Below are 26,159 nucleotides of genomic sequence, written 5' to 3'. Positions count from 1 at the left end.
AGTGGGGTTAAGCGCCCAGCAGGGCAATCAGCGCGGGCACGGTCAGCACGGCGGTGTAGTAGCCCATGAACTGCACGCCAATGTTGAAGCCCAGAAAGCGTGAGAGAAATCCGCCCAGCAGGCCGATGGTGACAATCACCAGCAAACCGAGCAGGCCGCCTTCCCAGATACCGATCACCAGGATCAGGCCGACAAAAGTCGAGATCACAGCTTCATGGCTGATCTTGCGCGACACGTAGGCGGCCGCCCGGTGCGCGTAGTTCATGGTGAAGGGGTAGGCGATCAGGATGGCAACGATCACCGCGAGCATGCCGTAGCCGAGAAACTCCCAGGTGCTGAGCAGCGAGTGCAGGTTGTTCACCTGGCCGGTGGCGGCATCGACGCTAAAGCGTGGCGGCGCGTTGAACAGCGGCGCCGCCGGGCCTGCGGCGACCGGGCTCAGCGGCAGGCCGAAGGCGATCAGTGGAATCAGGGCTTCGGCGAGGTAGGTCGACTCGGTGACGCCGTTGCGCGCCGTGATCACCGTGGTCAGGCGATGGTAGACGTGCTTGACCCGCGAGCCGACGGCCTCGCCCATGATCACGGTCATGGCCACCGGGCTGAACACGAAGGTGGCGCTGGACACCACCGCGGTAACCGCAGTCCACAGGCTCTGCTTGCTATCCAGTACCCGCAGCGGATTGGGAAAGAACCCGCCCCAGCTTTTCACGTCCGGCGACAAGGAAAACGTCCGCGGTGCCTGGCGGCGCATACTGGCGCGCTCGGCCGGCGCCAATAGGGAGAACAACGCGGCGATCAACGGGCCGATGGCAATGCCGAGGAAGTAGCTGACGCTGAGCTTGACCCCATGCTGCGCGGTGAGGCTCTGCAGGCCGACAATCACCATGACGAAGGGGATCAAGGTCAGCACTGCGGCCAGGCGGCCTTTGGAGAACCAGGCGATGGCCACCGCCGCCAGCAGGAACACCCAGGGCGCCGCGTGCTTGATCATGTCGCCGAAGGGCGCCAGCATCACCGCGAACAACACCGCCATGGGCACCGCGATCAAGGCGGCAATGACTGCCCCGGAGATCATCTTGCGCAAGGCAATGTGCGGCACGCCGAGGTTGCGCAAGAAATTTGCCTCGCGCATCAGCGGCGTGGCCATGGTGTCGCCGGGGATCCCCAGCAACGCCGTCGGCACCGCATGGGTCATGTGCTTGGCCACTGCGCCCGCCAGGAAGAACGTCAGCACGCCGGGTGCCGGCACGCCCAGCAGCACCACCAACAGGGTCAGCGGGGCAAGGGTAGTGGTTTCATCGCTGCCGGAGATCAGGCCGATGCCGGCAAAAATCACCGCACCGAGCACACCCATGGCCAGGGCGATCAGGAATTGGTCCATCATCACGGCGATCATGGGCGACCTCCAGTGGCGCTGGCTGCGTGGACAACCACGGCAGGTGAGACATCAGGGTTGTCCGGGGGCGAGCGCAGGCCTTTTTCGTAGTCGGCAAACAGATCATAAAGATCCATCTCGCGCAGTTCGGCAAGGGTTGCCGCTGGCAGGTCACTCAGACTGCCCAGAGGGCCGAATTCGTTCTGCAGCTCGACGAGGATTTTCGCCCTCCAGGCCGGGTCTGCCAGGTGTTCGATGACGTTACGCTTGGGCTTGAATAGCGCCGCACTGATGGCGCCGCCTGCCAGGCAGCCGACAATGCCGATCAGCATGGCGTAGGCACGGGCCATTTGCAGCGACTCCACCCAGCCCACCAGCAGGTGCTGCGCGGTAAAAAAAGCGCCGAGGCTGACGCTGGCGCCGATGGCGATGGAGTAGATCAGGTGGCGACCGTCGACGGTGTCGCCCCAGACTTCGAACAGTTCGGGTTTCATCAAGATTCTCCCACTGCCCTTGCGGGCTTTTATTGTTATGAACGTGAAGAGATACCGCTTAACGCATTGCACACAGGCCTCGTTTGGCGAGCAGGGCACGGGCAACCCTGGATGCGCTTGGCCGGCCGAGTTCGGCACTGATGAACTCACCGGCATCGATCAGTGCCTCAAGATCGACGCCGTGGCGCAAGCCCAGGCCATCGAGCAGGTACACCAGCTCTTCGCTGGCGACATTGCCGGTGGCGCCTGGCGAATACGGGCAGCCACCCAGGCCTGCGACCGAGCTGTCGAACACCCGTACATCCGCCTCCAGCGCCGCATGGATATTGGCAATGGCCATGCCGTAAGTATCGTGGAAATGCCCGGCCAGCGCGCTGACCGGCACCACTTGGCGACAGGCTGCGATCAGCGCCCGGGTCGCCGCTGGCGTACCGCTGCCAATGGTGTCGCCCAGGCTTATTTCATAGCAGCCCATGGCGAACAATGAAGCGCTGACGGCCGCCACGGCTTCAGGTTTGACGGTGCCGGTGAACGGGCAGCCCATGACGCACGACACGTAGCCACGCACCCTGATGCCGGCGTCACGGGCGCGGACCATGACCTCCTGGTACTGGCGCAAGCTTTGTGCAATCGAACAGTTGAGGTTCTGCTGCGAGAACGCCTCGGAGGCGGCGGCGAACACCGCGACCTCACGGCAACCCGCCGCTATTGCGGCCTCCAGCCCCTTGAGGTTGGGCACCAGTGCTGTCCAGGTCACCCCGGGGCGTACCGCCAATGCCTTGAACACCTCATCGGAGCCGGCCATCTGCGGCACCCAGCGCGGCGAGACAAACGCTCCGGCCTCCAGGGTTTGCAGCCCGGCGTCGGCCAACCGTTGCAGCAACTGCACACGGATCTGTGGCGACAGCGTCAGCTGTTCATTCTGCAGGCCATCCCTGGCGCCCACTTCGACCAGCCGTACCGCCTCCATTACTGCGCCCGCTTGTGCTTGAGCAGTTCAGCCGCCTTGTCGGCGCGCACGTCGCGGGCCTCGACCATCTGCTTGACCAGCCAGTTGACCTCATCACCCCGGGCACCGGCCGACAAAGCAATGTTACGTGCATGCAAGGCCATGTGACCGCGCTGGATGCCTTCGGTCGACAGTGCCCGCAGGGCGCCGAGGTTTTGCGCCAGGCCCACGGCGACAGCGATTTCGGCCAGTTCCTGGGCGGTTTTCACCCCGAGGATGCGCAGTGACAGCTGCGCCAGCGGGTGGGTCTTGGTGGCGCCGCCGACCAACCCGACTGGCATGGGCATCTCCAGGGTGCCGACCAGGTGGCCCTGACGATCTTTTTCCCAGGTGGTCAGTGAGCCGTAATGGCCATTGCGGCAGGCATAGGCATGGGCACCGGCTTCCACGGCGCGCCAGTCATTGCCGGTGGCGACGATCAGCGGGTCGATGCCGTTCATGATGCCCTTGTTGTGGGTGGCGGCGCGGTACGGGTCGACCACGGCGAAGTTGTAGGCATCGAGGATGCCTTCGATGACGTCTTCACCTTTATAGGCGCCAGTGCTCAGCAACTCGGGGGCAATGCGCACCTGGGCCCGGGCCAGGCGCAAGTCGGCCAGGTTGGAGAGGATGCGCAGACGAACCTTGCCGCCAGTGATTTCCTCCATGAGCGGCGCCACCGCTTCGGCCATGGTGTTGACGGTGTTGGCACCCATGGCATCGCGTACGTCGACGATCAGGTGGGCAACCAGCATCGGCCCGCGCGGGCTTTGGGCAAAGGTATGCACTTCGATGTCGCGGCAACCGCCGCCGAGCTGATTGAGCAACTGGTCCTTGCGGTTGGCCAGTTCGATGATTTCGTCCTTGCGGCGCATCAGGCTCAGGCGGGCATTGAAGGGGTCGTCGATCTCGACGATCTGCACCTGGGCACGCATCAGCGGCAGGGAACTGGAAGTCTGAAAACCGCCCGCCTCGCGGGCAAGTTTGGCCATGAACGAGGCAGCGGCGACCACCGAAGGCTCTTCCACCACCAACGGCACGATGACGTCGCGGCCATTGATCTGGAAATTGCTGGCCACGGCGTAGGGCAATTCGAAGGTGCCGAGCACGTTCTCGATCATGCCGTCGGCGACTTCCAGTGCCAAGGCGCCGGCCTCGCGGAGCAGGGCGAGGTCTTCCTGGGGAAGTGCGAGCACTTCTTGCAAGTGGTTCAAGCGTTCGGCAGGCGACATGGCGCGGAACATGGGCAGGCGGGAGTCGATGCTCATGGGGAGGGCTCTCTGCAGTTATTGTTGTGAGATGACGCCACCCTAGTCCGAACTGTTGCGCCAAAGAAGGTACAGTTTGGACAGACAGTACCCAAGCTGTACCCTCAATGGATAAAAGGCATTCAGGACACCTGACGATGGCGCGGCTGACACTCGCAGAGCAACTGGCAGCATCACTGGTCGAGCAAATCGGCAATGGCACCTACCGCGTCGGTGAGCGCTTGCCGTCACTGCGCGAGTGCATGCGCTTGTTCGGCCATTCGAAGAACACCGTGATCAACGCCTATGAAGCGTTGGCCGCTCAGGGCCTGGTAGAGGCGCGGCACGGACAGGGTTTTTTCGTCAAACAAGGCGCGCTGAGCAACCACGAAGCTGAAGAGCCCATGCCCTACGAGCGGGCGATGGACACCATCTGGCTGATGCGCCAGCAGTTCGTCCGCGAGCCGGGCCACTCACCGCTGGGGGAAGGCTTCCCGCCGGTTGAGTGGCTGATGGACATGCGCCTGGACAAGTTCACCCGGCAGATCATGCGCACCGGTGTCACTACGCTGTTCCGCTACGGCAACCGCCTGGGCAATGCCAGCCTGCGCCAGCACCTGGTGCAGAAGCTGGCCAGCTATTCGATCAGCGCCAGCCCCCGGCAGATTGTCACCACCCACGGCGCCAACCATGCCCTGGACCTGATCATCCGCCGCTTCATTGCCCCGGGCGACAGCGTGCTGGTCGAAGACCCGGGTTATTACCCGCTGTTCGGCAAGCTGCAACTGCAAGGCGCGCGGATGCTCCCGGTGCCGCGATTGGCCGATGGCCCGGACATCGAGGTGCTGGAACAACACCTGCACGCGCACAAGCCCAAGCTGTTTTTCATCCAGTCCGTCGGCCACAACCCGACGGGTTCCGATATCTCCCCGAACAAAGCGCATCGGCTGGTGCAATTGGCTGAAGAGCACAATTTCATTCTGGTGGACGACGATGCTCTGGCCGACTTCAAACCGGCTTCGGCGATCAAGGTATCGGCGCTGGACCAGTTGCAGCGCTCGCTGTATGTCGGCAGTTTTTCCAAGTCTGTGTCTGCGGCTTTGCGAGTCGGATTTATCGCTGGCAATAAAGAGGTGATCGATGAGCTGGGTGACCTTAAAATGCTCCTGCACACCAGCACGTCGGAGCTGTGTGAACGCACGGTTGATGTCATCCTGACCGAAGGTCACTTCCTGCGGCATCTGATTCGTCTTCAGGAACGCTTGAAAACCGCTACCACGGCAGGTTTGCAAATGCTCGACGAGATCGGTGCCGAGGTGTTCGCCAGGCCTGGGCAGAGCCTGTATCTGTGGGTCAGGTTTCCCAACGTTGATGATGCCCGGGAGCTGACGCGACAGCTGCTGCCGAAGGGATTCATGATTGCACCAGGACATATTTTTTCGCCGGAACAGTCGCGGGTTAACCCGTGGACGAGGTTGAATGTGGCGTATCTGAATGATTCGTTGCTCAAGGCGGTGTTAAAGGAGTGAGGCGGGCCAACAGGGCAGGTGTTTGGGGCAGGGCGCTTGCGTGCAAATTATCAGTCGATAAGCCGTGTCGGGTTTTATCTTTTTGTCTATTGGGGAGGGGGGAATAAATGCAAAGAATGATTGGTGTCTATGGGGCAGGTGGTTTCGGTCGGGAAGTATTGCCGTTGGTGCGTGAGCAATATGTCGATGACCCGGTATGTTTCATTGTTGATGGCACAGAAGATAAGGAAGTCAACGGCTGCCCGGTCTACACCTACCAGGAGTATTTGCAGATACCGCATGCACGCAAAGCAGTGGTGCTTGCCATTGGCAGCAGTGCGGCACGTGAGTCCTTAGCCGCTCAGTGCAAGCAGGACAATATAGATGTGGTGTCGGTAAGAGCGTCGAATTCAATCATTCTGGACTCGGTTGAGATCGGTGAAGGCGCAGTGCTGTGTCACTTCACTCAATTGACATCCAATATAAAAATAGGCAAGCAATTCCAGGCCAATATCTACAGTTACGTGGCTCATGATTGCGTGATTGGCGATTACGTAACCTTTGCTCCCAATGTCAGCTGCAATGGCAATGTGCACATTGAGGATCATGCTTACATAGGAACCGGTGCAGTGATCAAACAGGGCAGTTCGGCACAGCCGCTGGTGATTGGTAAGGGCGCCATTGTTGGTATGGGCGCTGTGGTAACCAAAAGTGTTGCAGCTGGGGTAACCGTTGTGGGTAATCCAGCCAGACCTTTAGGAGCAAAAGCCTGACGTCCGGCGCTTTCGCCGCGCAACAGCGCCCGGTGAACTAGGCGCTGTCTGCTGAACCTGGAGGTCATCATGGCGCGGCGGGCAAGCAACCGCTAAGCGATTTCCTCGCGTGGAGCCGGCTGACTCAACGCCTCGCCGTTGACCGCATCGGCCATCGGCGGATGCTCCTGGGCGGCGTGCATCAGGTCGTCAGTGACCCGCAGTTCGGCACCGGTCGGCGAGAAAGTCGCCGACGCGGTGAACGGTGCCGGGTTGACCGGGGCTGGGCGCTTGCCACGGCGCCAGACGAAGAACATCACCATGCCCAGATTGACCACCGCGAAGGCCCAGAACAAGCCGGCTTCACTGAACGAGCTCATCAGCGGCGAGATCATCAGCGGGCTGAGGGCAGAGCCCAGGGAGTTGATCAACAGCAGCCCCTGGATCATCGGGACCAGCGCCTGCGCAGACGCGCGGTCGGCAGCATGGCTGACCGCTACCGGGTAAAGGGCAAAGATCCCGCCGCCCAGCAAGAACAGCATCAGCGCCAGCAGGGTCGACGACAGCGGCAACAGGCCGATGATCAGGGACAGCACACCGCAGGCCGCGCCCAGCATGATCAGCACCTCGAGGCGGTCCTTGCGGTCAGACCAGCGCCCGACCGGGTACTGCAACAGCATGGCGCCGAGGATCGTCCAGGCCATCATGTTGCCGACTTCGCCAACGTCGTGGCCAATGCGCTGCAAATACAGGGGCAGTAGCGAATACACCGCCGCAATGGCAATGCCCGAGCCGAAGCAGCCGACCAGCCCCGACGGGGTCACCCCCAGCAGTTGCCGCGGTTTGAGCGGCTCGACCTGCTCCAGTAACGGCGAGACCCGAGGCAAAATCACAATCGGCAGCACCGACAGCGACGCCAGCATCCCGGCGACCATGAACGGTGCGTTTTCGCCCAGGCTGGTGATTTCGCCCAGGGTCGCTTGCCCCAGCACACCGGCCCCATAGAGCACGATCATGTACAGCGCGAGCAGGCGCCCGCGGATCTTGGCGTCGCCGGCGAGCAGCAGCCAGCTCTCGATCACCAGGAAAACCCCGACCGTGGCCCAGCCATTGATCAGGCGCAGGGTGAACCAGCCCCAGGTATCAAAGAACAGGCCCTGCAAAAGGAGAGTTGCGGCGATCAACGAGGCGAAGCTGCTGTAGGCGCGGATATGACCGATGCGCAGGATCAGCCGGTCATTGAAAATCGCCCCCAGGGTCAGGCCGATGAAGTAGGCCGACGAGACCACGCCGATCATCGTTGTCGAGGCACCAGCCGCCCCCAGGCGCAGGGTGGTCAGCGACGACATGAAGCCGTTGCCCAGCGCAACAATGAACAAACCGAGCAGGGGCGCCAGCGCCATGGCCAGCAAACGCGAAGACATAAGGACCTCAGGTGATCTATCGGCAAAACATTGGCCTCTTCGCACGTTTACCGAACCGGACCAGGCTGCGCAGCGGCGAGCGTGCATTCCAGGCGACTGGCGAAAAGGACGCGCGATTTTAAGCCCTGGCGTGGATTTGCCAAGCGCCTGCCCTGCGGCTTTCGGCCGCAGGCCCGGTTGCTCGCGAGCACTACGTGCAAGCGGCAGGTGCAAGCGCCTAACCACGGCTATCCTGACCTTGCCTGTTTGAGCGTCAGGCACGCAGGGGCGATGGGCGCGTGTGGCCCGGACAAGGAATCTGGCTGGAGCAAGGGGCATGCACAAATGGCGACAACGCGGGTGGGTGTGGGTTTTCTGCCTGGTATGCGGCGTGTTGCAGGCGTCGGTCAGTGCCGCGCAAGCGGCGGCGGTGGTCTCGGCGCCAGCGGCGGAACTTAAGATTGCCAACCGCGAGATCATCACCTTCCATGCCACCTTGCTCGGCGAACCCCCCGCAGCCCGCGCCGAGCGGGCGCGCAGCGTGATCAACGAAACCCTCAGCGGCACTGAAAACCCGCTGGTGCGCCTGGATACCATTCAGGACAGCTACCTGGTCCTGCTCGGGGAGCGCCGGGCGTTTATCGTCACGCCCAAGGACACCGACCCGGACACCTCGGTGGCCGACGCCGCCGCTCAAGCCGCCGAGCACCTGAAACAGGTGGTGGATGAATCCCGGGAAGCCCGCAGCGTCCGTTTTCTGCTCACCGCTGGCGGCCTCAGCGCGCTTGCCACCGTGCTCTTTGTCGCCTTGCTGCGCCTGGCAGGCTTGGTCCGGCGCAAGATGCTGTCCTGGTTGCCCAAGCGCATACGCCGTCACCATGACGTGCTGAAAGTCGGCGAAACCGAGCTGCTGGACACCAGCAACCTGTTCCCGTTGGTCCGGCGCCTGCTGGCGGCACTGTACTGGTTGGTGGTGCTGTTGCTGACCTACGAATGGCTGACCTTCGTCTTGCAGCGCTTCCCATACACCCGGCCCTGGGGCGAACGGCTCGACCATTACCTGCTCGACCTGCTGCGCTATGTGCTGGATGCCATGGTCAGCGCGATTCCCGGGCTGGTCATCGCCCTGGTGATCTTCTTTATTGCCCGGGGCTTCAGCGCCTTCAGCAAGCGCGTGCTGGAGCGCTTGTCCAAGCCCGGGACGATCACCTGGCTCAATCACGAAACCCTGCAGCCGACCACCCGCCTGACTTCGTTGGCGATCTGGCTGTTTGCCCTGGCCATGGCCTATCCCTACCTGCCGGGCGCTGGCACCGAAGCCTTCAAGGGGTTGTCGGTGCTGATCGGCCTGATGATTTCCCTCGGCGCATCCAGTGTGGTCGGCCAGGCGGCTGCCGGACTGATCCTGACTTACACCCGTACCTTGCGCCCTGGTGAGTTTGTCCGCATCGGCGAGCACGAGGGCACGGTGACCGAGCTTGGCATGTTTACCACCAGTATCCGCACCGGCCTGGGTGAGGTGCTGACCATTCCCAATTCGATGATCACCGGTGCGGTGACCAAGAACTACTCGCGGGTGGTTCAAGGTGCCGGTTATGTCGTTGATACGGTGGTGACCATTGGCTACGACACGCCCTGGCGTCAGGTCGAGGCGATGCTGTTGGAGGCGGCGCAGCGTACTGCCGGGATCTTGCAAAGCCCGAGGCCGCAGGTGTTTCAGACGGCATTGTCGGACTTCTATCCCGAGTACCGCCTGGTCGCCCAGGCCGTGCCCAGCGAACCGCGGCCGCGCGCCGAGTTGCTGAGCATGCTGCACGCCAATATCCAGGACGTGTTCAACGAGTACGACGTGCAGATCATGTCGCCGCACTACCTGGGCGACCCGCAGCAGGAGAAGCGGGTGCCCAAGGCGCAGTGGTACACCGCGCCAGCGCAGGCCCCGGCAGACAAGCACGGCGGGGAATGAACTGGCCGGTCGATAGCCTTGTAGGCGGTTGGTTTGATTCCAGGTCAACCCCTAAAGGCATTGAACAGGCCGGTGATCTGGCGAGATTTTTTTCATCCCTGGAGCTGGCAAGTTGCACTGCAATTTACGCCTCTGATCTGCTGCGTTGCACAGAGACAGCAGAGGTAATTGCCAGTGTGCTGGGGCTTGAGGTCGACCTCGACCCAAGGGGTTGCCGCGAGTTTCTTGATCAGCGCGTTGCAACGAGTCCCTGTTGATGGAATGTCATTTATCTCTTTTAACGTGTCGCCAGGCAGTGTGTCCGAATGGGTCGAAGATGACCTGTTCAAGAATGTCACACTGACAAAATTGAATTTACACGTTTAGTCTGCGTCGCGGTGGCGGTTTGTGGCGTTATCAGTTCGCTGAAGGCGCCACCGGACACTGGCTCAGAAACGCTTGCAAGCCTTGCTGATACTCCTCGGCCGGCATCAGGTCGCTGTCTTTGACAACGACGCAAGCCACGCCCTGGCTCACCATTTTCGCGCAAGCCACGAGGTAGAAATACGGCGTTTCCTGCACCTGCACGATCTGGTCCCAGGTCAGGCTGCTCTTGCCGCCGCAGGCTTTGTCCAGGGTGAAGCCCTGCTCATCGAAGCTCAGGCAATAGGTGCTTTCGACGGATTTCAGCGGCGCCCGCAGCCTGGCTTCGATCAGCCGCTGATTCAACCCACGCAACGGCGCTCGGGGCTTGGTGTGGTTGGCGGCGATGCGCGATTGCAGGTGTTTGATCCAGCGCCCGGAAAAGCGCCACCAGAGCGGGATGAAGATCAAGCCGAACATCGCCATGGTGATGACCTTTTGCGGGGTGAAACGTTGCTCGGGGAAATAAATCGCCAGCATGCCGCCGACCAGGCACAGGGTGAACATCAGGGGGCCGACCAGGCGGCTTTGCCAACGGGCAACGTTGGCCATGGCCTGGGCCTGCTGCTGATCCTGCTTGAGCAATTCCTGCTCCAGCCGTTCGGCTATCCAGGTCCGGGTATGGGCGGGGGTGATGCTGTAGTGCAATTCCATGGGGGGCTTGATCCGAGGTCCGTCTTCGCTGAGGGCGGCAGTTTAGCAACTTTCGCCGCTCAGGCTGGAAACTGCTCTATATGGCGTAACACCCACTCATAAAGGTGTTCATCGAGCTGCGGCCGCTGCTGGTTGAAGCGCTCCTGGCAGACATTGAACAGCGCGTCCTGATTGACCCGCACGGCCAGCTCGATGGGGCCTTCGTTTTGCGCATGGGTCGCCCGTAGTTGCTGTTGGCGCTTGCCGGCCTGTTGCAATGTGTCCGCCAAGGCATCCAGCTGCAGGTGCCTGAGTTGGGCGATGGCCTGGGGCAGATGAAAGTGCAGGGCACAGTCAAAGCCTTCCCAGCCCTCGAAGGCCAGCCATTCGTGGAGCACCATGAAGCAGCGCGGTGCCGGCGCCAGTTGTTCCAGCCGCTCGAAGGCCAGCCAGTACTGACGTGGCAGTTGCTCGGCGATTTCTATGGCCTGGGCGATCAGGTCCAGGGCGTGGGCCTGGTCCTGATGATGTTTGCGCAGAATGCGCTGGGTCAAGGTGAAGCGCGCTTGTTCTAGCGCGTTCAAGGCGCGGTTCAGGTCATAGCCTGCGTTGTGCAGATACTCCCGGGCTTGATCGGCAGGCAGCCCGGACTTGTTCGCCAGCACCTGCAGGAGTTCGGTCTTGAACAGCCCGGCGGCCTGTTCGGGGTTGCCTGCACAGCGCTGGAGCAGGGCCTGGGCGTGGCGCAGGCCAATGGGGACGAGGCTACGTAGTTGAAGCAGGGCCTGGATATGCGTCGGGTCCATCGACTGTGGTACCTCGGATTATTCAGTGGGTCGAACCTGTCTCGGTTCGACAGCGTGCACCTCAGGCTAAAGTATTTATCTGCCCAAGAAAATTGCTGTTGGTGTAGAACCGGTGTTCAATGCGCGGCCCGCGTTGTCAGGCACGCCATCGAAAGGACTAGATAATGCTGTTCAGAGGGATATATCGGCTGTTGGTACTGCTGCAACTTGTCATCGGCATTGCGGGTTTTTTACTCTCGGCGCTCATCCTGGGCGAAAGGATCAATGTCGGCTTGCAGCCGTTTTCAGCCATGTTCATGGCTTTTATCCTCGGGGTGGTGAGCCTCTGCGTGCACGAGGGCGGGCATTATCTGGGCGCCAAATGGACTGGCATGACGGTGCTGTCGATGCGGGTGCTGGCCTGGGAGATTCAACCGTTGCAGCGAGGCTGGAAGGCTCGCTGGTCGCGCCGTGCCAAAGGCCAGCCACTGGCAGGCTATGTCATTGCGGTGCATCCCCCGCGCCAGCCTTTGCGGCGGGCAATGCTGGTTTTCACGCTGATGGGGCCGTTGCTCAACCTGTTGGTCGCCGGCCTGTGCCTGGCGCTGTTTGCGCTGCTGGGCGGCGAGTTCGCCGCGCTGGTGCTGGCCTTGGGGGTGAGCAATCTGGCCACCGGTCTGGCCAACCTGGTGCCCACGGTCGCGCCAGGGCGTGTCAGTGATGGGGCGGGGTTTCTGGCCTGGCTCTGCAAGCCTGATGAACGGGGACAGGCGCTGGCCAATGCGCGGCTGATGGCCCTGGGTGTTGCGGGTACGCAGGCAGAGGACTTGCCCAGCGCCGATCTTGAAGCCCTGAGTGCCCAGTCGATGCCCGCGCCGTTGAGTGCGCTGGGCTATCGCTTGTGTACCCGGCAAAATAAGGCGGATTGGGCGGGTGCCGTCGCCCTGGGTGACGAGCTGGAGGCAATGTTGGCAACGCACCCCCTGGTGCTGAAGCCCTACATGGTACTGCTGTCGATTTTGCGTGCGGAGCTGGCTTTCTCCCGGGCCATGCTTGAGCGCGATGCTCGTGAACTAAGTGACTATCTATTCAACGAAGAAATCGACTGGTACGCCCCAAGCTTCCGGCCGCGTTGCCTGGCACTGCGTGCTGCTGTAGCGGGCGATGCCAGCCAGGTGACGCTCTGTATGGAACAGGCCGTGCACCTGGCCCGTAACAGTCAGGACCGGTCTCTGGGCCCGCGAGAAGAACGGCTGGCCGGCTACATCCAGGCGTTGCTCACGGCACCTGCAAGCTCGGCAGCGCTGCCCGACCCTGTGTCGAGAGCAGCGGCTGTAACTGGTTCCAACTGAAGGTCATGTCAACGTCACAACCATCGCCGATGGGCTTGTTGGCGAGGCGCATGCCCTGGGTGTCGAAACTCAGGTCGTAGGACCCGTAGCTCGCCACGTCAGGGCACTCGCTGTCTGCTGTGGCCTGGGTCTGCAGCCAGCTAGCGAATTTTTTCGGCAGGCTGACATGCCCGGAAAACGGGCTGTACCACTCAAAGCGCGTACCGATCCAGGTCCAGGGGTCGACGCTTTCGCCGGTTTGCAGGTTCCAGGTGTGCAAACCCCAACTGATGCCGCTGCGACCAAAGCCTGCGCTCCAGCGGTAAAACCGGACGGTAATCCATTGCGACGACCAGTACGTGGGCATCACGCTGATCTCGCTGGTAGCGGCAGAACCGCTCATGCCGAGGAAATCACGACGCTCGTTGAAGAACGCTTGCGGGCCCTCGGGACTGACAGCGAGGCGCGCCAGTTGCTGATTGATCTTGTGGATCGCCGGACCATCCCCCGCAAGCTTCAAGGTGACCTGGGCGCCTTGGGTCGTGACGTGATAGGCGTGCTCGCCAAAGGTTTTTTTCTCCACCTTGACCGGCAGCGGTACCGCCTCCATGGGCGCGTTATAGGCGTCGCCCCCACAGCCTTCGGCACTTGAGCGCGTCAACGCCAAAGGCAACGGCGTGCCGCCCGGGGCCTTGCTCCAGGTTCCGCTCAGTGTATCGCCCCGAGGGGCGTCAAGTTGCCAGAACCCCGTCCTGCCGTCCTCGGCCCAGCGTTCACTGGCCCTTTCCTGGGTGAGCTGGATCGGCGTGAGGAAGCGCTGGTAATAGTAGCTGCCGTTGCTGTCGGGGGCGGCGTTGAAACAGGCAGTGATCGGGGTCTTGCCAAGGGTGCCTTGCCAGACGCCGGTGAGTTCAGGGGGCGCGGCGTTGGCACAGCCAGCAGCACAAGCGAGGGTCAGGACGGCCAAGGGCTTGAGCATGAGGATCGGACTTCCAGTTGTCTGACGGGCGAGCATCATAGTCGATGAATAACGCCTTCGGTGAGCGGCAGCGCCGGAAAGTGTAGCGCTGGGACAGCGGAGTATCTAAGTCTGCCAAACTCCAACAGTTTCTGAGCGTCTGTTTGTCCGAACTAGGTTAGAGTGTCCATCAATGTCTGTTCATCATTTCCCCCACTCGATTCGCGTAGTCGCGCCAAGCGCTTGCAGCGAGCGAGTCAGGCAAAAAACCGTGTATCAATTGTTGTTTGAAGAATGAATCGTCCGCTGTTCGTTTCTCTCGATGGGCCCAAGGGAACCGGTAAAACCACACTGTTGGAGGCCGTGACGAAAGCGTTGCGGGCAGACAACCAGAAGGTGATCCGGCTGTGCGAGAAAAAAAGCGATCCCTATCGGGGTGAAACCATGGCCCTGGTCAACAGACTCGTCCGCAGTCCCTGCCGGGATCTGGAACTGGCGGTTTGTCAGCGCCTTGCTGATAGCCGTTATTGGATTTCCCAGCACGTACTGACTAAACAGCCTGCGGACAGCATCATCCTGATCGATCGCTGGTACCCATCCGACGCCGCGTTTCGCCGGATCGTCCCGTTTGCCGAGATTCTGCGGTTGAACATCGATCGCGACGTGCGAGTACCAGACCTGCATGTCGGGGTTGTTACCGCGCCTGAAGTGTCATGGGCGAGGGCAGCGGCACGAACCCGTGGGCTGAGCAGTACGGTGATGCATCGACTGGAGGAGCATGTCGCCAGTACCCAGGCATTCGAGCGAGCGGTTGCAGATCACGGTTGGGTTTTATGCCGCAATGAAGGAACAATCGAAGACGCTACGATGCAGGTGGTTGCCGAGATTCATAAAGCGCTTCGATGCGCCGCCGAACGGCTTTCTGGGCGTGTGTGAAGTGACGCTGGCGATGGAGTAGTGAAGGGAGTGATGACTGAAATGGACAACCTGGTTATCCGTCGTGCCAGTGCGCTTGATGCGCCGGCGGTGTTGAGTATTTTTGATGAAGTGATTGCCTGGTTTGTTGCCATGGGCAATACCGGGCAGTGGGGCAGCGAACCCTGGTCAAAGTCACCTCGGCAGATCGAGCGGGTGACGGATGCCTGTGCGCTACCTGAGGCATGGGTCGCAGAAGATTGCACGGGCAGGGTTTGCGCCGCATTGATCCTGGGCGAGGCCATGCCCTACGTGCCTTGCGCTAGCCAGCCGGAAATCTACGTAAGAATGTTGATTGCATCGCGTGATACACAGGTTCGCGGTGTCGGCCGGCGTCTGTTGGCCTTTGCCGATGACCGCGCCCGGGCTGCACGAGTCAGTCGTTTGCGCGTCGACTGCTATGGTGGCGGGAAGAGGGCGCTGGTGCGCTTCTATGAGTCCTGTGGCTATGAGCAGATTTCAGCCTTCGACGTGGATGGCTGGCCAGGTCAGTTGCTGGGGCGTCGCTTGTGACTCGGGCATAGATATGTGCTCGAAGTACCGACTTCGTGTTGAGCTCTGTAGCACAGGCGGACTATGTAATACTGGGTAGCCACCGTTTCGAGCATATTTCATTGCAAGTTCCTTTCGAATTACCCAGCGCCATTTCCCAATTTATTGGTGCTAATCAACTGATAGCCGACGAGGTAGGGGAGTCTCCCGCCAGCGTTTACGGTTTCAGCCGAGGCAATGAACGGTTTTTCCTTAAAACCTGCGCAGCGGTCTACACGCCAACGACCTACAGCGTCTTGCGTGAAGCGCGCGTGTTGCAATGGCTGGACGGCCGGCTGAACGTTCCCGAGGTTGCAGTCGTTGCGCAAAGCAATGCCGGGGAGTTCATGATCACCCGTTGCGTGCCTGGGGAACCGATACAAGCCCGTTGCAACGATCAGGGCGCGATGTTGGCGCTGTTACGCGAAGCACTGCGGCAACTGCAGGCCGTGCCGATCACCCATTGCCCGTTTGACTCAAGTGCTTCGGTGCGCCTGAATGAACTGGAGTATCTCATCTCGCAGGATCTGTGTGCCGATGATGTCGACCTGGAGCAATGGCCGAACCTTGGCACGCCGCGCAAGTTATTGGCCCACCTGCATGCCACGCGACCGACCGAAGAGAAGGCGTTCAGTCATGGCGACCTATGTGACACCAATGTTTTCGTCGACGCCCATGACCAGTTGCACTTCATCGATCTGGGCCGTGGCGGCATCGCAGATCGCTGGCTGGATGTTGCGTTTGCTCATCGAAACCTGCGCGAAGATGTTTCGGACAGTGCAGCAAACGATTTACTCCGGGGGTTTGGGGAGCCTGACCAGCCGGCGAAGCGGGTGTTTTTCGAGCAGTTGGATGAGTTGTTCTAGATTTTCACCGAAGGCGCTGCTGCGCTGTTTCTTCACTCGATGCGCGCAGCGCCAGTGAAGCGCATCGACGGTAAGCGCCTCTGCCAGCTCAATACATGGATGATCTGGCGGTATTCCTCAAGGTTGTGGATTGCGGCGGCTTCTCAGCAGCTGCGCCGGTGATGGACCTTGCACCTGCCACAGTGAGCAAGCAGATAGCACGGCTGGAACAGGAGCTTGGCGCTCGACTATTCGAGCGAAGTACACGCCAGCTGCGCATCACCGACGAAGGTCGGGCCGTCGCCGAGCGTGTTCGCCCAGCACTGGCGCTATTGGCTGAGGCTAGCGAAGTCGCCAGGCAAGGCGTACAGACGCTCACCGGAACGATACGTCTGACGGCGCCTGTGCCGCTTGGCTCGCGCTATGTGGCACAAGCGATCGCGGCGTTTCGTGAGCATCACCCGCAGGTAGGGTTTGACCTGCAATTAAGCGATCACATCGTCGACCTTTACGACAGCGATCTGGACATCGCCGTGCGGGTGGGTGCGCTGGCCAGCTCGCGTCTCATCAGCCGCCGGCTAGCTGAAAGCCGGCGCATCCTGGTGGCGGCACCCAGCTACCTGCGACAAATGGGATTCCCTGCCGACCCTGGTGAACTGTACCTGCATCGCTGCCTGTTGTTCTCGTACCCAGGCCTTCGTCAAAACCACTGGACGCTCAGGCATGTAGGTCCAGGCGGCGACACCGAGCTCGTTGAGGTTTCGGGCGAGTTGCGCAGCGACAACGGCGACGCACTCAGGGCGTGGAGCAGAGCCGGGCTGGGGATTTCGTTGCGCGAGACCTGGGACGTCGCCGACGAACTGCGCAGGGGTGAGTTGGTGCGTGTCCTCCCCGATTGGGAGGAGCCAGCGGTGCCGATTCAGGCAGTACGTGTACAACGTTCGTTAGTCCCACGCAGGGTCAGCGCGTTTGTGGACTTTCTCGCCAATCAGTGGAGTTCGCCACCTTGGGAACACCAGGCCTGACCCGGATTTCCCGCTCGCGGGGAATACCGTCAGGCAATCTGCTGGAGGATGCCCCGCAACCGGTCGAGGGCGGGGTCGATGTCCAGTGTTTCGATGCCGCCGAACCCCAGCAACAAGCCTGACCGCACTGGCGCCTGGTAGTAGAACGCGTCGATTGGGTAAACACCGACCTCGACTTTGCGGGCTAGCTCTGTGAGCAGGCGGGTATCGACGGGCACTTTGAACAGTGCTCCGATATGAAACCCGGCGGTGTTGGCGATCGGCTCCAGCCAGGCTGCCAGATCGCCGTTCAGACGGTTGAGCAAACGCGTTCGGCGTCCTGCATAAATGGCATGGCAACGGCGGATATGCTTGAGCAGTTCGCCATCAGTGATGAACTTGGCCAGGGCCCACTGGGTGAGTGAGGAGGTATGCCAGTCGCTGACCTGTTTGGCCCTGATCACGGCGTCGATCAGTGAGCCTGGCAAGACGGCATAACCCAGGCGCATCTCCGGAAAGGTGGTCTTGGAAAAGGTCCCGACGAAGGCTACCAGGCCATGCTGGTCCATGCTCTGCAAACAATCGGTGGGCCGGCCTTCAAAGCGGAACTCGCTGTCATAGTCGTCTTCGATGATCAGCGCCCCCAGAGCCTTGGCGCGTCGCAACAAAGCCTGACGTCGCGCGGTGGTCATCGGCATGCCCAGGGGATACTGGTGCGCAGGGGTCACGTAGATCAATCGGGTGTTGTCGGGAATGAGATCGACGCGTATACCCTGGTGGTCGACAGGCACGCCTACCACGTTGGCACTCAGGGATGAAAAAAGCTGACGGGCAGGGGGGTAGCCGGGATCTTCGACAGCAACAATGCTCCCCGGCTCGAGAACAACCCTGGAGATCAGGTCCAATGCCTGTTGCGTACCATTGCAGACCACCACATCATGGTCCTGGCATATCACCCCGCGAGAAAACGAAACGTGCTGGGCGATCGCGCTGCGCAGCGCCGGCAAGCCTTCAGCATGGCTGTAGAACCCGGATGAGCGCTGCATCTGACGCAAGCCGTGCTGCACGCAGCGACGCCATTCGTCCTGGGGGAACTGCCCTTTGCTGGTGGCGCCGCCGATAAACTCGTAGCGCAGGGTGCCCTCCAGGGTCGGCGTGGGTATGGGGGCCGGCAGGTTGCGCCAACGATTGATCTGCGCCTCGCATGCCAAGCCCATGGCACTGGCGGGACGCGCATGGGCAACGGGGCGAGTATTGACGAAGGTGCCTTTGCCGACCCGACCAATCAGAAAATTCTCGTATGTCAGCTGTGTGTAGATGTCGGAAATGGTCTTGCGAGAAATACTTAGTTGCTCGGCCAATAGGCGTGTCGGCGGCAACTGCGTACCTGCTGCCAACCGACCGCTCTCGATCGCGCTGCGCAGTTGATTGTACAACTGCCCGGCGAGGTCCTTTCGGCCCTTAATGACAACATGAAGTTCCATACTGCTCCCTGTAGGGGTACTTATTAACTTGGCGGTGATTAGTATACGGAAAATAATTGCCAATGGTCTTCGACTTCGCCGTGGCGGCGAACTAGCATGGTCTGCGGATCGGGGCCCCAAGGTGCACGGAGCGCATCGCCGTGGCGACGTGGTCTGCAATAGCTGTCGGTGCTGGCAGTGATTTCAAATGGCTGAACGTTTCTTGATGTTTTGCCTCGACGACAGTCGCCCTTGAACAGCGAATATCATCCGTGCGTTATTCCGGCACGCAATCGGATTTTCTTCGCGTGATCTGACGTTAGGACTCGGCCAATTTCGCGAGTCCTTTTTTTTTGAAAATGCGAGGGCTAAAAAATACCCCGCCTGCACTGCGGGGCGGGTCAACGCAGCGGCTTCAACCGCTCTTGGATCGGGCACCATCCTTGGACTTCACCGTGCTGCGAAGCTCTTTCCCAGCGTTTTCGTCCTTGGATTTTACGGTATTGCCAATATTCTCCTCAGCGTTCTCCTGATCACTAGACTGGGCCTGGGTGCGTAACGTCATCCGTTCTATCAGACGGTCACTGCCACCTTCGGCAAAAGCGATGCTAGGGATAGCCAATACAAACAGTGCGCCAAGCGTCAGAATGCTTTTCATAAATATCCCTGCTGGAAAGTCTGTCGAAAATTAGGGCTGCACGTTAAGGATAGAAAATCGAGCGGCGTGATTGAATAGCCAATATTCAGTAAAAGTACGGTGCCAATCGGCACACAGCAGCGACAGCGCGGACTACCGGCTTAATCAATAATTGGTGCTTTCGTGGTGGGTATTAAGTTCATAAGGTGATGGCGCCAGGGAATAAACCCTCGTGTTTTTCGACGTGAATTTACTGTTAAGCGAGAACCGATATGAATGCCAATCTGCGCACGCGCTATAAAACCTGGGTCGTGCTCGCCATCAGCACGCTAATGGTAGTGGGCGTCGCCAGTTACTACCTCGATGGCGCCCTGGCTACCCCAACCCCATCACCCCCCCTGGCACTGACGCCGGTGGGAGTAGGGGTGGCCAGCGTGATCGAGAAGCACGTCATCGAGTGGAGCGAGTTCTCCGGTCGTGTCGAGGCGATCGAGCACGTCGAAATCAGGCCACGAGTCACCGGCACCATCGACACGGTGAACTTCCAGGAGGGGGAGATCATCGCCAAGGGGGCCCTGTTGTTCACCATCGACCCGCGCCCCTACCAGGCAGTACTGGCCAAGGCCCAGGCAACCCGTGAAAGCGCCGTCGTACGACTGAACCTGGCGCGTACCGAGTTGGCCCGCTCAAGCAAGCTGATCCAGGAGCGGGCGACGTCGCAACGCGAGCACGACCAGCGTGCCAACGAGCAACTCGAGGCGCAGGCTACCCTGGCGGCGGCGCAAGCAGACGTGCAGGCCGCCCGATTAAACCTGCAGTACACCAGCATTACGGCACCTGTCAGCGGGCGTGTGTCACGTGCGGAGTTGACCGTCGGCAATCTGGTCGGCACCGGGCCCGATGCACCGCTACTGACAACCATCGTTTCGGTGTCGCCGGTGTATGTGAACTTCGACCTCGATGAGGTCAGCTATATCCGTTACGCACGCAATGGCACCCGAGGCAGCAGCGGCGTCGCCGAACTGCCGGTGCTGATGGGGCTTGCCAACGAGACCGATTATCCCTACAGCGGGCGCATCAAGTCGCTGGACAACCAACTGGACCGCAGCTCTGGAACCCTGCGCGTACGCGCCGTGTTCGACAACGCCAACGGTGTACTGACCCCTGGCATGTACGCCCGGGTGCGTACAGGTGACGGCGCACCGCGCACAGCCGTGCTGATTGACGATCAGGCGGTTGGCACCGATCAGTCGAAGAGGTTCGTGTTCGTGGTCACCCAGGGCAATACCGTGGAGTACCGCGAAGTGCATCTTGGTCCGTTGATCGATGGCCTGCGGGTGGTGCGATCCGGGCTGGTACGCGGTGAACGGATCGTGGTGCAGGGCCTGCAGAAGGTGCGCCCCAATGATCAGGTAGACCCGCAACCGGTGGCGTCGCCCGTTGCACTTCAGCAACAAGATCGGCCAGCCCGGTCCTGACCCGCAGTCAAGAGGTCTAGTACATGAACATTTCCCGCTTCTTCATTGATCGGCCGATTTTCGCTGGCGTGTTGTCCGCGATCATCTTCATCGCCGGCTTGCTCTCGATCTTCAACCTGCCAGTGTCTGAATACCCGGAAGTCGCGCCGCCCTCAGTGGTGGTCAAGGCGCAGTATCCCGGCGCGCATCCGCAGACTATCGCTGAAACCGTCGCCACGCCCATCGAGGAGCAGATCAATGGCGTCGAAGGCATGCTGTACATGAATTCCCAGGCCACGGCGGATGGCCAGTTGACCCTGACCGTGACCTTCCGCCTGGGCACCGATCCCGACCTGGCCCAGCAGAGAGTTCAGAACCGCGTCAACCAGGCGTTGCCGCGCCTGCCTGAGCCGGTGCAGCGGTTGGGCGTGACCACCGTCAAGAGTTCTCCCGACCTGACCATGGTGGTGCACCTGCGCTCACCCAACGAGCGCTACGACATGCAGTACCTGCGAAACTATGCCCTGCTCAACATCAAGGACAGGCTCGCTCGCATCAACGGCATCGGCCAAGTGCAGGTGGCAGGTTCTGGTGATTACGCCATGCGCATCTGGCTTGACCCGCGCAAGCTTGCGGTGCGCAACCTGGCACCCGGCGATGTGGTCCAGGCCTTGCGCGAGCAGAACGTCAATGCCGCCGCCGGAGTGATCGGCGCCGCGCCTGCGGCGCCCGGGGTGGACTACCAGATTTCGGTCAATGCCCGAGGGCGCCTCAATAGCGAAGAAGCGTTTCGAGACGTGATCGTGCGCACCTCCACGGATGGACGCATCACCCGCCTGCGTGATGTGGCACGGGTCGAACTGGCCGCCGGGGAGCATGCGCTGCGCACGATGGTAGACAACAAGCAGGCCACGGCGATCCTGATCTACCAGTTGCCTGGTTCCAACGCCCTGCAGATTTCTGACGACGTGCGCAAGGCAATGGTCGAGCTCAAGCAAGCCATGCCCGAAGGCGTCGATTACCAGGTGATCTACGATCCGACCCAGTTCGTTCGGGCGTCCATCGATGCGGTCATTCACACCCTGCTCGAGGCGATCCTGCTGGTGGTCGTGGTGGTGATCGTGTTCCTGCAGACCTGGCGCGCTTCGATCATCCCGTTGCTGGCGGTACCGGTTTCGGTGGTCGGCACCTTCGCCGTCATGTTGGCCATGGGGTTCTCGATCAATGCCTTGAGCTTGTTCGGGCTGGTCCTGGCGATTGGCGTGGTGGTGGACGATGCGATCGTCGTGGTGGAGAACGTCGAGCGCAATATCGGCCTGGGGCTTTCGCCTCGCGAGGCGACTTATCAAGCCATGCGCGAAGTGTCCGGGCCGATAGTCGCCATCGCCCTCACGCTGTGTGCGGTGTTCGTGCCGCTGGCGTTCGTCAGCGGCTTGTCCGGGCAGTTCTTCAAGCAGTTCGCCCTGACGATCGCCATTTCGACGGTGATCTCGGCGTTCAACTCGCTGACCTTGTCGCCAGCGCTGGCGGCGATGTTGCTCAAAGGCCACGACGCACCCAAAGACGGCTTCCAGCGGGTGTTCGACAGGTTATTCGGCGGCTTCTTCGTGCGTTTCAACCGGCTCTTCGGTCGCGCCTGCGATCATTACGGCACCGGCGTGTCGCGGATTCTCAAGCGCAAGAGCGCAGCGTTGCTGGTGTATGCACTCCTGGCGGTAGCGGCGGTGCTGATCTTCAATCGCGTGCCCACAGGCTTCGTACCGCCGCAGGACAAGCAGTATCTGGTTGGTTTTGTACAACTGCCCGATGCCGCCTCGCTGGACCGTACTGAGTCGGTCTTGCGCGAAATGACCACCCTGGCTTTGGACCAGCCGGGCATGGAGGCGGTCACCGGTTATGCCGGCTGGTCGATCAACGGCTTCGTCAGTAGCCCCAACTCGGGCGTGGCCTTCTTCGTGCTCAAGGATTTCGCCGAGCGCAAGGGCCCCGGCATGACGGGCAATGAAATCGCCGCGCAACTCAACACCCGGTTCGCGGGTATCAAGGGGGCCTACACGGCGGTGTTTGCGCCACCTCCAGTGTCCGGGCTGGGTAGCGTGGGCGGGTTCAAGCTGCAACTGCAAGACCGTGCAGCCCTGGGCAGTGCCGCGCTGGACCAGGGGCTGCAAGCGTTCATGGCCGAAGCGCGCAAGGCCCCCGAGCTGGCGGGGTTGTTCTCGAGTTTCCAGATCAACGTGCCGCAGTTGTATGCCGACGTTGATCGTACCCGCGCCCAGCAGTTGGGCGTCTCCGTCCCGGCTGTGTTCGAAGCGTTACAGATCTACCTGGGGTCGATTTACGTCAATGACTTCAACAAGTTCGGGCGTACGTTGCAGGTCAAGGTACAGGCCGACGCGCAGTTTCGTGGGCATGCCGAAGACATCGGCCTGCTCAAGACCCGCAATGACAAGGGCGAGATGGTGCCATTGGCCTCGCTGCTCACGCTGCGACAGAGCTACGGTCCCGACCAGGCCATGCGCTACAACGGCTTCCCCTGCGCCGACGTCAGCGGTGCGCCAGCGCCGGGCTACAGCAGTGGCCAGGCCCTGCAGGCGGTTGAGCGTATCGCCGAACGGACCTTGCCGCGTGGCATCGGCTACGAATGGACCGAGATCACCTACCAGGACAAGATGGCCGGCAACACTCTGATCATCATTCTGCCGCTGGCGATGCTGCTGGTGTTCTTCGTACTCGCCGCGCAGTACGAGAGCCTGACCTTGCCGCTTGCCGTGTTACTGATCGTCCCCATGGGTATTCTGTCGGCGATCACCGGGGTATGGCTGACCGGTGGTGACAACAACCTGTTCACCCAGATCAGTTTTGTGGTGCTGGTGGGACTGGCCTGCAAAAACGCGATCCTGATCGTCGAATTCGCCCACGAACTGGAACACCAGGGGCGCTCCATCCGCCAGGCCGCTATCGAAGCTGCACGCCTGCGTCTGCGGCCGATCTTGATGACCTCAATCGCCTTCATCGCCGGTGTGGTGCCGTTGATCCTGTCGAGCGGGGCGGGCGCCGAAATGCGCCAGGCCATGGGCATCGCGGTGTTCACCGGAATGATCGGGGTGACCTTGTTCGGCCTGTTCCTGACGCCAGTGTTCTATGTACTGTTACGTCGTCTTTCGCTGCGCTTCTCACACCGTGGCCCCATTGCCGAGCTGCCCATCGAGCGCCCGCGCGAACCGCTTGGCCAACAGACCCAGGAGGCTTGAGCGATGAAACCTATCACGTTCGCATACAGCCTGCTGACCCTGGCAGTGCTGCTCGGTGGCTGCTCCCTGGGCAAACCTGCAGAGAGCATCGAGGTCGAGGCACCGGCCAACTACCGCGAAATCGCCGCAGAAAATGCCGATCGCTGGAAGTTGGCAGAACCCGCTGACGGTAAGGACCGTGGCCACTGGTGGCGGGTGTTCGCCGACCCGAAACTGGAGCAGTTGATCCTCCAGGCTGAGCAGGCGAGCCCAACATTGACTGTGGCCTTCGCGCGGGTCCAGGAGGCACGTGCGCAGGCGGGCATGGCCAAGGCCGATGGTGCCTTGCAGTTGGGAGTAGGGGCCGGGCCAACGCGCCAGGCTACCGCCCGGTCGTCCCAGACCCGCCTGCGCGCCAACCTAAACGCCAGTTATGAGGTGGACCTGTTTGGTGCACTGAAAGACAACTCGCGCGCTGCGGCCCTCGAGGCCATGGGCGAGGAAGCCGCTTATCGCTCGGTGTTGCTGGCCTTGCAAGCGGATGTGGCACGCAGCTATTTCAGCCTGGGTGCCCTGGATAGCGAGATCGCGGTGCTCACCGAGACCATCGGCCTGCGCCAGGAGGCGTTGCAGATGGTGCAGCGCCAATTCGATGCCGGCGATCGAAGTGAGTTGGAAACTGCCCAGGCCCGCACCGAACTGGCATCGGCGCAGGCTTCGCTGGAAGCTGTGACGCGGCAGCGGGCCAGCCAGGATCATGCCCTGGCAGTATTGGTCGGCAAGCCGCCTGCGGCGTTCAGCCTGACTGTCGGTGGGTTGCGCTCCAGCAGGATGCAGGTGCCTGCCGGGCTGCCATCCGAGCTGCTGGAGCGGCGCCCGGACATCGCCCAGGCGCAGCGGCGGATGGCGGCTGCCAGCGCTCGCATTGGCGTCGCCAAGGCGGCGTTCTTTCCACGCCTGGTGCTGACCGCCTCTGGTGGTTTCGAGTCCTCCGACCTCAACGACCTGTTCAAATGGTCGAGCCGCAGTTGGGTGCTCGGGCCACTGTTAGGCACGGTGATGAACATGCCGTTGCTCGACGGTGGTCGAAATCAGTCCGGGCTGGACAAGGCCAATGCCCAGTACGACGGCGCGGTAGCGGCGTATCGGCAACAGGTGTTGGTAGCCTTCAAGGACGTTGAGGACAGCCTCAGCGACATACGCACCCTCGACCGCGAACTGGCCTTCCAGGACGAAGCGGTGAACGCTGCTGGGCGGGCCGCAGCGCTGGCCGACACACGCTATCGCAATGGCTCGACCAGCTACTTCGAGAGCATCGATGCGCAACGCAGCAGTCTCGATGCCCAGCGTGCGCAGGTGCAGGTGGCGGGCGAGCGCTCCAGGGCCTATGTCCGCTTGATCACGGCCCTGGGCGGTGGCTGGGTGGATACGCCTGGGGCTGCTCAGGCGCAACTGGCGAAGGTCACCGAGCACTAGTGACCGGGCGCCAGGCCAGAAGCCGGTGGTTTATTGGTCTGGCGTTTTTCCCGGTTATTGGCTGTGGTTCGCGGGCGCACCGCGTCCTACAGTTGATCGACAACGACCATTGGAGCCAACGGATGGAATCTAGACTCGATTACTACTCGGCATCACCCAAGGCGATCAAGGCGATGATCACCCTGGAGGCCATGACCAATGACCTGAGCATCGAACAGCAACTGTTGCACCTGATCAAGATTCGCACCTCGCAGCTGAACGGCTGCGCCTTCTGTACCGACATGTACTCGATTGACTCCCGTCGCCTGGGCGAGACGGATCGGCGGCTGTATTCGGTGGCCGTCTGGCGTAGCAGCGACTTCTTCAGCGCGCGCGAAAAGGCCGCCCTGGCCTGGACCGAAGCGCTCGCCTCGCTGACCCAGGGCGATGTCTCGGACGAGCTTTACCGTCAGGTGAAAGCGCAGTTCAGCGATGCCGAGATAGTCGACCTGACCATGGTCATCAACGCCATCGGCAGTTGGAATCGGCTGGCGGTGAGTTTCAGGCAGAAACCCAGCATCTGAGCTGGACTTACGCTTGCCTCAGGCGATAGGCCGTGGCGCTCCAGTAGCTATTGCCATTGCGCTGTTGGCGATTTGCAAGCTGTCTTGCCGAGTGCGGATCGAGGTTCGCCGGGTGAGCTTTTCGCCCTCTTGCCGG

23 protein-coding genes are annotated in these 26,159 nt (G+C 61.3%); 13 read left to right on the top strand and 10 right to left on the bottom strand.

The features are described 5' to 3' along the window. Positions 1-7: 7 nt before the first annotated feature. Genes F8N82_RS11340 through F8N82_RS11325 form a run of 4 tightly spaced genes read right to left on the bottom strand, consistent with a single transcriptional unit; the run spans position 8 to position 4,125 of the window. Positions 8-1,396 carry a tripartite tricarboxylate transporter permease gene (locus tag F8N82_RS11340; protein ID WP_038995365.1) on the bottom strand — a complete coding sequence of 463 codons (1,389 nt, stop codon included), beginning with the start codon at positions 1,394-1,396 and terminating at the stop codon, positions 8-10. Next, complete coding sequence (locus F8N82_RS11335) at positions 1,393-1,869, bottom strand: hypothetical protein (RefSeq protein ID WP_038995364.1); 477 nt, start codon at positions 1,867-1,869, stop codon at positions 1,393-1,395. Before F8N82_RS11335 ends, F8N82_RS11340 begins: the two co-directional genes overlap by 4 nt. A 58-nt stretch (positions 1,870-1,927) precedes the next feature. Then, positions 1,928-2,839, bottom strand: coding sequence for a hydroxymethylglutaryl-CoA lyase (locus tag F8N82_RS11330; RefSeq protein WP_038995363.1), 912 nt, complete (start codon positions 2,837-2,839; stop codon positions 1,928-1,930). Beyond that, the gene (locus tag F8N82_RS11325) at positions 2,839-4,125 is read right to left on the bottom strand and encodes a hydroxymethylglutaryl-CoA reductase, degradative (protein WP_038995362.1); all 1,287 of its coding nucleotides are present in this window, start codon (positions 4,123-4,125) and stop codon (positions 2,839-2,841) included. Before F8N82_RS11325 ends, F8N82_RS11330 begins: the two co-directional genes overlap by 1 nt. 137 nt (positions 4,126-4,262) lie before the next feature. On the opposite strand from F8N82_RS11325, the gene F8N82_RS11320 reads away from it, so the two are divergent. Then, entirely contained in the window at positions 4,263-5,633 is a 1,371-nt protein-coding gene (locus tag F8N82_RS11320; protein WP_038995361.1) for a PLP-dependent aminotransferase family protein, read from the top strand. A 107-nt stretch (positions 5,634-5,740) separates the two neighbouring features. After that, positions 5,741-6,385, top strand: a complete 645-nt coding sequence (locus F8N82_RS11315; RefSeq protein ID WP_038995360.1) for an acetyltransferase — start codon at positions 5,741-5,743, stop codon at positions 6,383-6,385. Between the two features lie 92 nt (positions 6,386-6,477). On the opposite strand, the gene F8N82_RS11310 is transcribed toward F8N82_RS11315, so the two are convergent. Continuing rightward, positions 6,478-7,833, bottom strand: coding sequence for an MFS transporter (locus tag F8N82_RS11310; protein ID WP_338918711.1), 1,356 nt, complete (start codon positions 7,831-7,833; stop codon positions 6,478-6,480). 271 nt (positions 7,834-8,104) lie between these two features. On the opposite strand from F8N82_RS11310, the gene F8N82_RS11305 reads away from it, so the two are divergent. Continuing rightward, the gene (locus tag F8N82_RS11305; protein ID WP_080764743.1) at positions 8,105-9,733 is read left to right on the top strand and encodes a mechanosensitive ion channel family protein; all 1,629 of its coding nucleotides are present in this window, start codon (positions 8,105-8,107) and stop codon (positions 9,731-9,733) included. Further along, on the top strand, positions 9,730-9,990 hold the full coding sequence (locus F8N82_RS27590; protein WP_080764742.1) for a histidine phosphatase family protein: 261 nt from the start codon (positions 9,730-9,732) through the stop codon (positions 9,988-9,990). The genes F8N82_RS11305 and F8N82_RS27590 overlap by 4 nt, the downstream gene beginning before the upstream one ends. A gap of 139 nt (positions 9,991-10,129) precedes the next feature. On the opposite strand, the gene F8N82_RS11300 is transcribed toward F8N82_RS27590, so the two are convergent. Then, positions 10,130-10,789, bottom strand: a complete 660-nt coding sequence (locus F8N82_RS11300) for a YcxB family protein (RefSeq protein ID WP_038995358.1) — start codon at positions 10,787-10,789, stop codon at positions 10,130-10,132. Positions 10,790-10,848: 59 nt separating this feature from the next. Next, positions 10,849-11,574, bottom strand: coding sequence for a hypothetical protein (locus tag F8N82_RS11295; protein WP_038995357.1), 726 nt, complete (start codon positions 11,572-11,574; stop codon positions 10,849-10,851). 164 nt (positions 11,575-11,738) lie between these two features. Between F8N82_RS11295 and F8N82_RS11290 the strand changes: the two genes are divergently transcribed. Further along, positions 11,739-12,905, top strand: coding sequence for a M50 family metallopeptidase (locus F8N82_RS11290; protein ID WP_095162805.1), 1,167 nt, complete (start codon positions 11,739-11,741; stop codon positions 12,903-12,905). Here the strand turns inward: F8N82_RS11290 and F8N82_RS11285 are convergent. Beyond that, on the bottom strand, positions 12,832-13,863 hold the full coding sequence (locus F8N82_RS11285; RefSeq protein WP_038995356.1) for a hypothetical protein: 1,032 nt from the start codon (positions 13,861-13,863) through the stop codon (positions 12,832-12,834). The genes F8N82_RS11290 and F8N82_RS11285 overlap by 74 nt on opposite strands. Positions 13,864-14,136: 273 nt before the next feature. Here F8N82_RS11285 and F8N82_RS11280 point away from each other — a divergent pair, with 273 nt between their 5' ends. The 4 genes from F8N82_RS11280 (at position 14,137) to F8N82_RS11265 (ending at position 17,218) form a co-directional block, all read left to right on the top strand. After that, on the top strand, positions 14,137-14,778 hold the full coding sequence (locus F8N82_RS11280) for a dTMP kinase (protein WP_038995355.1): 642 nt from the start codon (positions 14,137-14,139) through the stop codon (positions 14,776-14,778). A 42-nt stretch (positions 14,779-14,820) separates the two neighbouring features. Further along, the gene (locus F8N82_RS11275; protein ID WP_224793692.1) at positions 14,821-15,330 is read left to right on the top strand and encodes a GNAT family N-acetyltransferase; all 510 of its coding nucleotides are present in this window, start codon (positions 14,821-14,823) and stop codon (positions 15,328-15,330) included. Between the two features lie 35 nt (positions 15,331-15,365). Then, entirely contained in the window at positions 15,366-16,214 is an 849-nt protein-coding gene (locus F8N82_RS11270; protein WP_200889123.1) for an APH(3') family aminoglycoside O-phosphotransferase, read from the top strand. Positions 16,215-16,309: 95 nt separating this feature from the next. Beyond that, positions 16,310-17,218 (top strand): LysR family transcriptional regulator, encoded by a 909-nt coding sequence (locus F8N82_RS11265; RefSeq protein WP_038995353.1) that lies wholly within the window; start codon positions 16,310-16,312, stop codon positions 17,216-17,218. A gap of 29 nt (positions 17,219-17,247) precedes the next feature. Here F8N82_RS11265 and F8N82_RS11260 read toward each other — a convergent pair whose 3' ends face one another. Together F8N82_RS11260 and F8N82_RS11255 are read right to left on the bottom strand one after the other, a co-directional pair. Then, positions 17,248-18,681, bottom strand: a complete 1,434-nt coding sequence (locus F8N82_RS11260) for a PLP-dependent aminotransferase family protein (RefSeq protein WP_038995352.1) — start codon at positions 18,679-18,681, stop codon at positions 17,248-17,250. A 394-nt stretch (positions 18,682-19,075) separates the two neighbouring features. Further along, the gene (locus tag F8N82_RS11255) at positions 19,076-19,318 is read right to left on the bottom strand and encodes a co-regulatory protein PtrA N-terminal domain-containing protein (protein WP_038995351.1); all 243 of its coding nucleotides are present in this window, start codon (positions 19,316-19,318) and stop codon (positions 19,076-19,078) included. Positions 19,319-19,569: 251 nt separating this feature from the next. Here F8N82_RS11255 and F8N82_RS11250 point away from each other — a divergent pair, with 251 nt between their 5' ends. The 4 genes from F8N82_RS11250 to F8N82_RS11235 all read left to right on the top strand — a co-directional run bounded on the left by F8N82_RS11250 (position 19,570) and on the right by F8N82_RS11235 (position 26,023). Continuing rightward, entirely contained in the window at positions 19,570-20,775 is a 1,206-nt protein-coding gene (locus F8N82_RS11250) for an efflux RND transporter periplasmic adaptor subunit (protein WP_052251492.1), read from the top strand. Between the two features lie 23 nt (positions 20,776-20,798). Beyond that, on the top strand, positions 20,799-24,005 hold the full coding sequence (locus tag F8N82_RS11245; RefSeq protein WP_052251490.1) for an efflux RND transporter permease subunit: 3,207 nt from the start codon (positions 20,799-20,801) through the stop codon (positions 24,003-24,005). 3 nt (positions 24,006-24,008) lie between these two features. Further along, positions 24,009-25,460 carry an efflux transporter outer membrane subunit gene (locus F8N82_RS11240; protein WP_095162817.1) on the top strand — a complete coding sequence of 484 codons (1,452 nt, stop codon included), beginning with the start codon at positions 24,009-24,011 and terminating at the stop codon, positions 25,458-25,460. Between the two features lie 122 nt (positions 25,461-25,582). Then, positions 25,583-26,023 carry a carboxymuconolactone decarboxylase family protein gene (locus tag F8N82_RS11235; RefSeq protein ID WP_038995349.1) on the top strand — a complete coding sequence of 147 codons (441 nt, stop codon included), beginning with the start codon at positions 25,583-25,585 and terminating at the stop codon, positions 26,021-26,023. Positions 26,024-26,159: the final 136 nt, after the last annotated feature.

The sequence above is a fragment of the Pseudomonas fluorescens genome (assembly GCF_902497775.2).
In the GTDB taxonomy this organism is placed as follows: domain Bacteria; phylum Pseudomonadota; class Gammaproteobacteria; order Pseudomonadales; family Pseudomonadaceae; genus Aquipseudomonas; species Aquipseudomonas putida_F.
This window is presented reverse-complemented; position numbering and strand designations above follow the sequence as displayed.